The following is an 11,932-nucleotide window of genomic DNA, read 5'->3' on the forward strand; positions in this document are numbered from 1 at the left end:
CCAAACATGGAGAACACCATAGAATAAGAGCCGAGGGGGCACACCACTTGGGCTACGCACCCGCTCTCTGAAGACGAATCAGTCTTGCTTTTGTTCGGGAGGAGTGTGCCTTAGTCGAGTGATAGTTTCACCGCCTAAACCACAATTGTCTGTATGGATTTCATCGATAATGACTATAGTCGCCTCTCTCTTCTTATCCAGTACATTAACGACCAGATCAGTTACACCGCTGATCAACGCTCGCTTTTGTTCTGCTGTAGCTCCTCCATGTTCTTTGGAGATACGGATGTTAATATATGGCATAGATCCCCTTACTTGTATTTTATAATGTTGCTAAAAATAGCGGAGGCATTCTAGCATGCCGCTCATTGCAACATACTTAAAGGATATTTTGATTTGATTGAACTCTTTAAGAGAACGAGAAACACCTAATGCGTATCACCTAGGTATTCAAAAAAAATGACTTCACCTAATGTAGAAGATGGTTGCGGGAGATGGATTTGAACCACCGACCTTTGGGTTATGAGCCCAACGAGCTACCGGACTGCTCTATCCCGCGCCATGGCTGGGGTACAAGGATTCGAACCTCGGAATGGCAGGACCAAAACCTGCTGCCTTACCACTTGGCGATACCCCAACAAAAGCCCGATTGTACTCTATTTTAGAAACAATGTCAAGATAGACGATGACGAGTCGCGCATGTCCTGAACTCACCAGACATGCACCAAGATAGTCAGGCACTTTGCAAGGACTCTTCTCAAGGATAAGAAGTTACAAATTCACTCAGGAACAAGCTCGGCTATCTACATTTCACTAGCAGGCCTCCATCCGTTTTTAAACCCCTACTTCGCTCCACTCGGCGCGTTTGGCTAAAAAGGCGCGCGCGAGGGCTTGTGCGCCCTCTAGGCTGTGGTTGGCCGCCCAACCGCATTGAACTTCATTGCACGCGGGCACTTCTGTAGCCTTGAGCACATCTTGCATGGTTTTTTCTAAGAGTCCTAAAATCTCTTGGTAATTGTCATGGTTTAACACTAACAAGTAAAAACCTGTCTGACAACCCATAGGCGACCAATCCAGCACATAATTAGCGTGGTTGCGAATCAACTCGGCGACCAAGTGCTCCAAAGAGTGCAGGCCGGGCATGTCCATGTGTTCTTGGTTGGGCTGTTTAAGGCGCACATCGTATTTAACGATGACATCCCCATGTTCTCCCCTCTTGCGATCAGCCACACGCACATAGGGGGCTTTGACTTTAGTGTGATCCAAATTAAAACTCTCGACATTCATTTTCATGTTTTACTCCTTTTAAAATTAGTTGAGTTTAGCTAGGGCTTGCTCTAAATCCTCTAATAAATCTTGGCCATCCTCAATGCCCACAGAGAGGCGCACCAAGCCATCTTTAATCCCCACAGCCTCGCGCTGTTGCTTAGGGATGCTCGCATGGGTCATTAATGCCGGGACACCTACCAAGCTCTCCACCCCGCCCAAACTCTCGCCTAAAATGAACAATTTCAGGCTTTCCACAAAGAGGATTGCCTTGCTATCATCTTTGAGGGTGAAAGAGAGCATTCCGCCAAACCCGCGCATTTGGGTTTTAGCCAGTGTGTGGTTGGGGTGGGTAGGTAGGCCGGGGTAATAGACTTTTTCTACTTTGGGGTGTGCGCCTAAAAACTCAGCCACATTCAAGGCATTTCTTTGGTGTGCCTCCATGCGTAAAGCGAGAGTTTTAATGCCCCTTTGTAATAACCAACTATCCCAAGGTCCTAGCACCCCTCCGATGGCGTTTTGATAAAAGGCGATCTCTTGGGCTAAGTCTTGACTATTAGTAGTTACAAGTCCAGCAACCACATCGCTATGCCCACCTAAGTATTTGGTGCCACTATGCACCACAATATCCGCACCTAGCGGTAAGGGGTTTTGATAATAGGGGGTCGCAAAGGTGTTATCTACAATGGTGATTAGCTCATGATTCTTGGCAATACTGGCGCATTGTTTTAGGTCGGTAATTTTGAGCAGGGGATTGCTAGGGGTTTCTAAATAAAGGGCTTTGGTGTTGGGCTGGATGGCCCTTTCTATTTGAGAGGTGTCGCTGGTGTCTATAATGCTATAAGAGAGCCCGCCCTTAGTGAGCACTTTGTCAAATAGGCGAAAAGTCCCTCCATAGACATCATCACCCAGTAACACATGATCGCCCTGTTGCAAGAGGGAAAAGACTGCATGAATTCCTGCCAGCCCAGAGGCAAAGGCAAAACCTTTGACCCCGCCCTCTAAGTCTGCAATGAGTTCCTCGAGGGCAAAGCGGGTGGGGTTACCTGAGCGCGAGTATTCATAACCCTTAGGTCGCCCTACTCCATTTTGGCGGTAGGTAGAAGTCTGATAAATGGGCACACTCACCGCGCCCGTTGTGCTGTCCTCACTGATCCCGCCATGGATAAGTTTTGTTTGCATACGCATGATTGTCTCCTTTTATAGATAAATACCCTTAGAGAGATAGCGATCCGCCATATCAGGGAAGATCGTCAAAACTCGACTACCCTCTGGTAGGCGTTGTACCTCACGCAGTGCCGCCACAAAAGCCGCCCCACTAGAGCTCCCCACTAATAAGCCACTTTGTCTAGCTAACTCCCTAGTGCAATCAAACCCCTCTTTATCTGTGATAGTCTCAAAGCCATCAATCTCTAAGCCTGCAAAAAATGGGGGGATAAACTCTACCCCGATCCCCTCAATCTCATGGGGTCCGGGCTCTCCTCCATTTAAAATCGAGCCCTCTGGTTCTACTCCAATGAGGCGTAGGGAGGGGATTTTTTCTTTGAGATATTTAGCTGTGCCGGCAAAAGTGCCTCCACTCCCTATCCCAGCTACAAAACTAGTAAGCTGTGTGCCCAGCTCTTGGATAATCTCTGGCCCTAGGGTGTGGTAGTAGGTTTGAGGGTTGAGCGGGTTTTCAAATTGCAGGGGCAGGTAGCTATTAGGGATACTCTGAGCTAACTCCTTGCTCTTGGCGATTGCTCCCTTAATGCCTTGATCAGTGGGCGTATTGATCACCTCTGCGCCCAAAGCGCGCATGATTTGCTGTTTTTCTAGGCTAAATTTTTCTGGGACAACAAAAATACTCCTAAGCTTATGTTCTGAAGCCACAAGGGCTAGGGCAATGCCTGTATTGCCTGCCGTAGGTTCGATGATGGTTGTTTGAGCGGTAATCTTGCCCGTTTTTAATCCCTCCTCTATGAGGTATTGGCCTAAGCGGTCTTTAATGCTTCCTCCCGGGTTTAAATACTCCAATTTGGCATAGATCACCGAATCCTTTGGGATAGGATAATGCTGGCTAGTGAATTTAAAAATAGGGGTAGAGCCAATGACTTCTGTCATTGTAGTGATAATCATAGTTTCTCCTCTAAAAAAATGAACCAAGCTGGAAGATCGTCAAAATAGACACACACTAAATCACTTGTAGCAATCCAAACTAGTAGAGTTGCATGGTCGCGCAGTGCAAGCTCCCATGTTGGCGGATCAAAAAGGAGCAATCCACTCCCACCACTTCAACATGGGTGTGCTTTTCTAGGGTTCTAAGGATGTGTGCATCCATAGGATCGTTATAAGTGGGTACAAAGAGCACGCGCTGCCCCCCATTATTAGCAAATAAGAAATTAGCGTAAGTAGCAGGTAGGCGTTGATCTTGATAAAACTTGGGGCTGGGCAGCGGCAAAGGTACAAGTTTGTAGCGTTTGTTGTCGAGGGTTTTAAAACCTTGCAAGGTTTTTTTCATGGCTTGCAGGGGTCGGTAGTGAGGATCGCTAGAATCCTCGCAACTGACATAAGCGATCGTCTCTGGGTCTAAGAAGCGCGCTAGGGTATCGATATGTCCGTCTGTGTCATCGCCAGCCAAGGGAGGGGTGTCCAGCCATAAAATCCTAGATAAACTGAGCTCTTGTTTGAGTCGAGCAATGGATTTTTCCGGGTCGGGGTTGCGGTTGGTGTTGAGCAAACTGTGACGGTTGGCTAAAAGCGTACCCGCCCCGTCGCATTCAAGACTTCCCCCCTCTAAGATCACATCTACAAAACGCAAAGGGTATTGCAAAAGCCCCTTTTGAGCGAGCTTCATGCTAATGGTGTTGTCTAACTTGCTTTCGTATTTATTTCCCCATGCATTGAAAACAAAATTTAAATAAAAATGCACCCCTGCCGTTTCCACGCACAAAGGTCCAAAGTCACGCGCCCATGTGTCGTTTGTGTCTAGCAGCACAACTTCAACATTATGCAAACGCGCTAGCTTATCAATCCCCGCGCTATCGCTGGTGTGCACACAGACAAGCACACGCTGGTAGGCCGCTAAGGTATCGATAATATTCAAAAAACACTCGCGTGCTTCCTGCAAATATTCCCCCCAATCGCTAGAAGCATGCGGAAATGCCATTAAAATCGCGCTCTGTTCCTCCCACTCTGCTTTAAATCGTGCCATGTTTTGCCTTGTAGTATAATGAGAATATTATACCCTAAAGGGAATGGATGCTTTTAAGTATTGAAAGCAGTTGTGATGATAGTTCGCTAGCCCTCACACGCTTAGAAGATGCCAAATTACTCTGGCATGCCAAGATTTCTCAAGAGAAGGAGCACAGCGCACATGGGGGTGTGGTGCCTGAATTGGCTTCGCGCCTGCATGCCCATAACTTACCTCTATTGCTCCAAAAGGCTAAAGAGTTTTTAACCAAAGAGAACCAAGACCCCTTTAATCTCCTTAAAGCCATTGCCTTAACAACACGTCCCGGACTGGCCATCACGCTTTTAGAAGGCCTAATGATGGCTAAGGCGCTGGCCTTAAGTTTAAAACTCCCCCTTATCAGTGTGGATCATCTCAAAGGGCATGTGTATTCGCTCTTTATCAACCAAGCTACCCCGCGCTTCCCCTTAAGCGTGTTATTGGTCTCTGGGGGACATACCCTTATTGTTGAAGCACATGGTCCTACAGAGATGTGTATTATCGCTAAAAGTTTGGACGATAGTTTGGGGGAGAGTTTTGATAAGGTAGCTAGAATGCTAGGTTTGGGCTATCCGGGCGGGCCTGTGGTGGAAAGGCTGGCGCGCCTTTGTCCTGTAGGAGAAGAATATCCCTTCCCTCTACCCCTTAAGCAAAAAAGCACATTGGCTTTTAGTTTTTCTGGGCTTAAAAACGCGGTGCGTCTAGCTATCTCTAATGAACAGCCCTTAAGTCAAGAAAAACAAGCGCGTATCTGTGCGGGGTTTCAAAAGATTGCGTGCGCACATCTCTTACACAAGGTGCGTTTCTATTTACAACACACACAAGTAACGCGCTTTGGCTTGGTGGGAGGGGTGAGTGCCAATGCTTATATCCGTACGCAATTGGAAGCACTATGCACAGAATTTGGAGCAGAGCTCTTACTTGCCCCCCTGGAGTTTTGCACAGATAATGCTGCGATGATTGGACGCGCGGGGGTGGTCAATTATCACAACAAAATCTTTGCGGATTTACAAACTTTAGATATCAGCCCACAGACAGAGATTTTAGAGAACTCCTAGCTAAATTTTTTGCTACTTTTTTATGTTAGAATGGCTCGGCTTTAGGTGTACAAATTGTATAGGTGGAGGAGTTTTGATGTTTAAAAGCTTGCAGGCACGCGCGTTAGTTTACTTGATTGTTTTGCTTGGATCATTGGCGTTTGCTATCTTTATGATTGTCAAACGCGATTACGCAAGTTTAGCAGAAATGCAGGGCAAAGAAGTTGCTAAGAGTATCAATGCTTCCATTATCAACACCATCGTACAGGCGATCGCTGTGGGCACAGCCGAAGCCATTTATAAGGCTATCGATGATAGCAATCGCTTACCTGGAGTACAGATGAAATTTTATCCGGGCGAGGGAGATATTAAGCTCTTTGGGCTCAATGAAACCTTTACAAAAGACCCCGAAGTTTTGAAGTATTTCCACAATCCTAGCACACCTCAAGAAGTGACAGTGCGTGGGAGTGGCAAGGAGCGTCATGTGCGCGTTTTGCAACCTTTGGTGGGGGATAAAAGCTGTGTTGCTTGCCATACCAATAACAAACCTGGAGATATGATCGGTGTGATGCAAGTTAAGCTCTCATTAGAAGAACCTCAGCACAATGCCGACACCTTTAGCAAGAAAACTCTGATCTGGATGATGAGTATTTCATTGGGCATCATTGTGCTGATCTTTTTCGTTGTGCAAAAGGATGTGATTAACCCCCTGAACAATCTCAAGAATACGGCCCAAAATCTCGCTTCCTCTCAAGAAGCAGATTTGACTAAAAAACTTGCGATCAAGTCTCAAGATGAGGTGGGAATTGCCTCTAGTCACATTAACCAATTCATCACTAAAATCGCTGAGATTGTCAAAATCGGGAAAGGTATTGTGGAAGAGAATAACCAAGTGGGAGTCGCACTCAAAAGCTCTACCATCACTCTCAATGAGGCGGCTAATCGTGAATTTAAATCTGTCGAAAATTTAAAAAGTATTAACCATGAGGTGAGCGAAAATTTGAATTTGGCTAAGGGAAATTTGGGGAGCACAATCGAGTATCTAGATCAGACAAGCGTGATCTTAGGGGCTTTTGTCGATAAGATTCAAAATTCTGTGGATATGATTTTGGTTTCTGCGCAGAATCAGCAAGAGATCGCCACCGAGTCGGGCGATTTAGTTAGCCATGCCAATGAAATTAAGGGCGTGCTCTCCATTATCGAGGAGATTGCCAACCAAACCAATTTGCTCGCCCTCAATGCAGCCATTGAGGCTGCGCGTGCAGGCGAGCATGGGCGTGGCTTTGCTGTGGTGGCTGATGAAGTGCGCAACTTGGCCAGTAAAACGCAGAAATCCTTAGGCGAAATCACGGCAATGGTGAATATGGTTACCCAAAGTATTGAAAACATGGGGGCACGGATTCAGGATATGGCGACCCAATCCCAGGAGGTTTCAGAAAAAACATCTCTGCTCATCACAGATGCTAGGAACGCCACGCAGAATCTGAGTGCTACCAAGAGCAAATCTCAAGAAACCCACGCGCAAACCAATGTAGTGGTGGCCAAGATGGAGGAGCTCAATCAGGTTACCCTTGAGTTTCTCAATATATTCAGTGAAGTTAAAGAAGTGCGCAAGCAGCTAGAAGCGCATAGTCTTAAGTTAGTGACTAAGAATCAGGAACTCGAAAGTGAGTTTATGAAGTTCAAAGTCTAGTGTATTGAGGTTGTTTGGGGTATAATTTCCCAAAAAGGAATCGCTATGAAAGTGGATATTGTTGTCGTCGGAGGAGGACATGCGGGCTTGGAGGCAGCCCTTGTAGGGGCTAAAATGGGGGCGCGGGTGCACATGCTCACCCTTTTAGTGGACAATATGGCTCTAGCCAGCTGTAACCCGGCCATTGGAGGGCTAGGTAAGGGGCATTTGGTCAAGGAGATCGATGCTCTAGGGGGGGTGATGGGGCTTTTGGCCGATCAGAGCGCCTTGCAGCTGCGCACTCTAAATGCTTCCAAGGGGCCGGCTGTGCGGGGCACACGCGCCCAAATCGACATGGATGCGTATCGCATTTTGGCTAGAAATCTCGCGTTACAAACCCCTAACTTGAGCGTTTCTCAAGAAATGGTGGAAGCTCTCTTATTAGAGGGGGAGGAAGTCGTGGGGGTTAAAACCAATGTAGGCAAGATTTACCATGCCAAAAAGGTCATCCTTACCACTGGCACCTTTTTACAAGGGCTGGTGCACATTGGCACGCACCAAAGCCAGCACGGGCGTTTTGGAGAAAGTGCCTCTATCCAACTTTCTAAACACTTGAGTGCGCTGGGCTTGCAAGTGGGGAGATTGAAGACAGGGACATGTCCTAGGTTGGCCGGTCATAGTATCGATTTTAGAGATTTAGAGCCTCATTACGGAGACCCCAACCCCCCCAAGTTTAGCTATAAAACCCAGGATTTCTACCCCGTCCAGCTTCCTTGTTTTTTAACCTACACTAACCCCACCACGCACGCGATTATCCAAGCTAATTTGCATAGAGCTCCCATGTTTAGCGGGCAAATTGAGAGTGTGGGTCCCCGTTATTGTCCTAGTATTGAAGACAAGATTCAGCGCTTTAAAGATAAAGAACGCCACCAACTCTTTTTAGAACCCCAAACCCGTAGCCAGAGCGAATACTATGTCAATGGACTAAGCACCTCTCTACCCTTTGATATTCAAGAAGAAGTAATCCACTCCATCAGGGGACTGGAAAATGCCCACATCACCCGCTATGGCTATGCCATTGAATACGATTTTGTACAGCCTACAGAACTGCACCACACTTTGGAAACCAAGAAAATCCCCAATCTCTACTTAGCTGGGCAGATCAATGGCACGACCGGTTATGAAGAGGCTGCCGCGCAAGGTTTGATGGCGGGCATTAACGCCGCTTTAGCGCTAGGTTTGGGCAAGGATTTTCAAGAAAAAACTTTCGTTCTGGCGCGCAACCAAGCCTATATTGGGGTGATGATTGACGATCTTGTGTGCAAGGGCACACAAGAGCCTTACCGCATGTTTACCTCACGCGCTGAATACCGCCTCCTTCTCAGGGAGGATAACGCGTGCTTTAGGTTAGGGGCTTATGCGCACGCGCTAGGTTTGATGGATTCTAGAGATTACGCTAAACTCCAGGCTCAGCAAGCCCAAATTACACAGGCCATGCACACCCTCCAGCACACCACCTTAACCCCCAATAGACAAACTTTAGAAAAGTTGCAGGCCTTAAACCAAGCTCCTTTCAATGAAAAGTGCAATGGGGTATTCTTGGCTGGGCGCGATGGTTTTGAAGAGCAAGAGTTGCGTGCTTTTTTTGCCTGCTTGCAGGGCTTGGGTAGCGAAGTGCTCGAGCAGATCAAGATCGCATGCAAATACCATAGTTACATTGAAAAACAAAGTGCCTCTATTGCCAAAATGGAGAGTATGTGGGAGACCAAAATCCCGCAAGACTTTAGCTTTGAGCGAATTACTGGTTTAGGACTAGAAGCCATTGAAAAGTTGAGTAAACACCGCCCAAAAACTCTCCTAGAGGCTTCTTACATTAGTGGAATCACTCCGGCTAATCTGGAGGTTTTACAGCTCTATTTGCACTTGCATGCCAAAGCACAGGCGGTGCTTTCATGAGCGCAGTTGTTCAACTTACCCAACAACTACTTTCGTATAAAACCATCACCCCCAAAGAAGAAGGTATTTTTGATCATATCGGGACATTTTTAGGGGATTTTGAGGTTTTACGCGCGGATCATAATGATGTGAGCAATGTATTTTTCTATAAACGCTTTGGTAATCCTAACCAAACTCCCTTGCATTTCTGCTTTGCAGGGCATGTAGATGTGGTGCCTGTAGAAGAAGGGTGGAAGCATGATCCCTTCAAAGGTGTGCTAGAAGAGAATTTTTTATACGGCCGAGGGGCTCAAGACATGAAGGGCGGGATCGCAGCTTTTGCATGCGCGGTGCGTGATGTGTGTGCTCTTTTAACGGTAAGCAATCCTCCTCCGCTTATTCTCTCTATCTTGCTCACTAGCGATGAGGAGGGTGAGGCGCGTTTTGGAACCAGGCATATGTTAGAGGTGTTGCAACAACAAGAGTTATTGCCTACTTTTGCCCTTGTTGCCGAACCTACAAGTGTAAAAGTGTTAGGTGATAGTGTAAAAATTGGGCGACGAGGCTCTATTGGAGGGAAAATTATCGTACAGGGTATCCCCGGGCATGTCGCTTACCCTAGAACTTGTTTAAATCCCATCCATCTCATCGCAGACAAACTCAATCTTGTTGCCAATGCAAATTTAGACAAAGCAGATAGTCTGTTTGAGGCTTCTAGGCTGGTAATCACCTCTATCAAAAGTGAATCAGGGGCAAGCAATGTGACTCCAAAAACCCTAGAAATTCTCTTTAATGTGCGGCATTCACCTAGAGTCACCCTAGAAGATATCAGCAATTTTTTGGATGTGGTGTTAGAAAAAGTCCCCTATAGTGTTACACTACAACAAAATTCTTTACCCTTTCTAAGTTCCCAGGATTGTGTTTTGGTAGAGCACATTCAAGAAGCCATCGCTAAAGTTCTCCAGCGCACACCTTCACTCAACACACGTGGGGGTACAAGCGATGCACGCTTTTTTGCAGCCTGTGGGGTGGAGGTAGTAGAATTTGGCCTGGTTAATGATCGCATCCACTCCGTGGATGAGTGTGTGCACATCCACGATTTAAACAATCTCTATCAAGTATTTGTAGAATTACTCCATCTGATGATTAAGGAAGCGCATGTCAAACAAGCATCTAGTTTTTAGTTCAGACAAAATCGGAGAAGGAGATTTGGGGGCTAAGGTGGTGGTGGGGTTTTTAAACAGTCTCTCTCAAGTGTCCTCAGACCTGTTGCCCAAGCAGGTAATCTTTTTGAATCGCGGTGTACTTTTGAGCACGCATAACTCTCATATAGACAATACCCAGGCTCTGCAGGCTTTGCAAAGTCTGGAGAGACTAGGGGTAGAGATACTTTCTTGTCAGACTTGCGTAGAACACTTTAAAGCGGAAGTGGCAGTGGGCAGGCTTACCAACGCTCCAGAAGTGCTACAATACCTGCTTGGCAGTGAGAATACAATTTCGTTCTAGTTTTCCGACCCACCCTTGGGGTAGCAGAAGCGGTAGCCTCTACGGCGCACGGTTTCCACCGTGGAAATCCCTAAGGGTTTGTCCATCTTTTGGCGAATCTGGTTGATCGCTACTTCGATCACATTGGGAGTTACCAGTTCGGGCTCTTCCCAGATAGCATCTAGCAACTGTTCTTTAGAAACAATTTGATCGCGGTGGCGCGCTAAGTGGGTGAGCACCTCAAAGGGCTTGCCCTTGACCTCGATTTCTTTACCTTTGTAAATAATCTTTTCTTCATCAGGATTAATGACCAAATCCTCGATCTCGATGATACTTGAGCCCCAAAAACGCAGGCGGGCCTCAATCCTAGCCGCCAACACACCCAAATCAAAAGGCTTGACAATGAAGTCGTCCACACCCTCCTTAAAGGCCTTGATTTCCTGCTCACTTGAAGCCTTGTTGGCAAACATGATGCTTACAATGGCTGGATGTTTGGACTTAGCATAAGGAATGAGAGTGAGCCCGCTCCCATCACTAAGCTCCATACTCACCAAAATGAGATCGTAATTACGGATGCTGATATAGTACTCTCCATCTTCCAAATTTTCTGCCATATCTACTTGAAAACTCTTCTCGCCTAGATAAACACCGATCTGTTTGCTCAAGTGAGCATCGTGTTCCACCAATAAAATGCGCATCACAATCCTTTTGTCGTTAAACTTAAAGAATTATAACATAAGTTTTTAATCCAAGATACGCCCTACCCCTTGACATTTCTTGGATGTACGGGGCAGGAAAAAATCGAGTTTTCATCAATAAAGGTAAATTCTTTTGAAAATTTGGATCAGTTTAAGCTAAAAAACTCAAAAGTTTTATTATAATAGCGATGCGGGGCGGGGTAACCTCCCCCTCCTTCCCCGTCCCGCACTTCCCCTCACATTTTCGTCTTAGCGCTGATTCCTAAGATATCCAATCCGATTGTTAAGCTCAAACTGACCATTTGGCATAACTTGAGATATGCGAGTTCTTCGGGAGTGTCTAAGATTTTATGAGCATTGTAAAAGCTATGGAAGTCCCCTGCAAGATTTTTCAGGTATTCGCAGATCTTTTGCAACTCGCGATCTTCAAAAGCCCCCACAAGCACCTTAGGGAGATTGAGTGCATTGAACAGAAGGTGCATAGCTTGGGGAGGAAGATTGTTCAGAGCGCATGTGTACACCGCTTCCTTATCTCCTGTTTGCAAAAATTTATGCCATAAAGTGTGAATACGCGCATTGGCATAGTGGATATAAAAAATAGGGTTAGAGCTATCCTGATTTTGCAAAC

At 46.4% G+C, this 11,932-nt stretch carries 12 protein-coding genes and 2 tRNA genes; 5 read left to right on the forward strand and 9 right to left on the reverse strand.

Features of this window, described 5'->3' with window-relative positions; all coding sequences use genetic code 11:
* Positions 1-78: 78 nt before the first annotated feature.
* From KCO92_RS03525 to KCO92_RS03555, 7 genes are all read right to left on the reverse strand, one after another.
* Positions 79-303 (reverse strand): tautomerase family protein, encoded by a 225-nt coding sequence (locus KCO92_RS03525; RefSeq protein WP_104695503.1) that lies wholly within the window; start codon positions 301-303, stop codon positions 79-81.
* Between the two features lie 179 nt (positions 304-482).
* Positions 483-559, reverse strand: a tRNA-Met gene (locus tag KCO92_RS03530).
* A 3-nt stretch (positions 560-562) separates the two neighbouring features.
* Positions 563-637: transfer RNA gene (locus tag KCO92_RS03535), tRNA-Gln, on the reverse strand.
* 197 nt (positions 638-834) lie between these two features.
* On the reverse strand, positions 835-1,293 hold the full coding sequence (locus tag KCO92_RS03540; protein WP_199766053.1) for an S-ribosylhomocysteine lyase: 459 nt from the start codon (positions 1,291-1,293) through the stop codon (positions 835-837).
* Positions 1,294-1,311: 18 nt separating this feature from the next.
* A complete protein-coding gene (locus KCO92_RS03545; protein WP_104695502.1) occupies positions 1,312-2,454 on the reverse strand; it encodes a cystathionine gamma-synthase in 1,143 nt (380 codons plus the stop codon).
* Positions 2,455-2,466: 12 nt separating this feature from the next.
* Positions 2,467-3,384, reverse strand: a complete 918-nt coding sequence (locus KCO92_RS03550; protein ID WP_104695501.1) for a PLP-dependent cysteine synthase family protein — start codon at positions 3,382-3,384, stop codon at positions 2,467-2,469.
* Positions 3,385-3,463: 79 nt separating this feature from the next.
* Positions 3,464-4,459: an agmatine deiminase family protein gene (locus KCO92_RS03555; RefSeq protein ID WP_104695500.1), complete on the reverse strand. Its 996-nt coding sequence runs from the start codon at positions 4,457-4,459 to the stop codon at positions 3,464-3,466.
* Positions 4,460-4,506: 47 nt separating this feature from the next.
* On the opposite strand from KCO92_RS03555, the gene tsaD reads away from it, so the two are divergent.
* The 5 genes from tsaD (at position 4,507) to KCO92_RS03580 (ending at position 10,627) form a co-directional block, all read left to right on the forward strand.
* Positions 4,507-5,535 (forward strand): tRNA (adenosine(37)-N6)-threonylcarbamoyltransferase complex transferase subunit TsaD, encoded by a 1,029-nt coding sequence (tsaD, locus tag KCO92_RS03560; protein ID WP_104695499.1) that lies wholly within the window; start codon positions 4,507-4,509, stop codon positions 5,533-5,535.
* A 76-nt stretch (positions 5,536-5,611) separates the two neighbouring features.
* The gene (locus KCO92_RS03565; protein WP_104695498.1) at positions 5,612-7,207 is read left to right on the forward strand and encodes a methyl-accepting chemotaxis protein; all 1,596 of its coding nucleotides are present in this window, start codon (positions 5,612-5,614) and stop codon (positions 7,205-7,207) included.
* A gap of 39 nt (positions 7,208-7,246) precedes the next feature.
* Positions 7,247-9,142: a tRNA uridine-5-carboxymethylaminomethyl(34) synthesis enzyme MnmG gene (mnmG, locus tag KCO92_RS03570; RefSeq protein WP_199766059.1), complete on the forward strand. Its 1,896-nt coding sequence runs from the start codon at positions 7,247-7,249 to the stop codon at positions 9,140-9,142.
* The gene (gene dapE, locus KCO92_RS03575; protein WP_104695496.1) at positions 9,139-10,305 is read left to right on the forward strand and encodes a succinyl-diaminopimelate desuccinylase; all 1,167 of its coding nucleotides are present in this window, start codon (positions 9,139-9,141) and stop codon (positions 10,303-10,305) included. Before mnmG ends, dapE begins: the two co-directional genes overlap by 4 nt.
* Positions 10,280-10,627: a hypothetical protein gene (locus tag KCO92_RS03580; RefSeq protein ID WP_104695495.1), complete on the forward strand. Its 348-nt coding sequence runs from the start codon at positions 10,280-10,282 to the stop codon at positions 10,625-10,627. Before dapE ends, KCO92_RS03580 begins: the two co-directional genes overlap by 26 nt.
* Here the strand turns inward: KCO92_RS03580 and hsrA are convergent.
* Positions 10,624-11,304, reverse strand: a complete 681-nt coding sequence (hsrA, locus tag KCO92_RS03585; RefSeq protein WP_104695494.1) for a homeostatic response regulator transcription factor HsrA — start codon at positions 11,302-11,304, stop codon at positions 10,624-10,626. The genes KCO92_RS03580 and hsrA overlap by 4 nt on opposite strands.
* 236 nt (positions 11,305-11,540) lie before the next feature.
* On the reverse strand, positions 11,541-11,932 hold a 392-nt coding region (locus KCO92_RS03590; protein WP_247598920.1), incomplete at its 5' end, for a DALR anticodon-binding domain-containing protein.

The organism is Helicobacter salomonis (genome assembly GCF_017979425.1).
Taxonomy (GTDB): Bacteria; Campylobacterota; Campylobacteria; order Campylobacterales; family Helicobacteraceae; genus Helicobacter; species Helicobacter salomonis.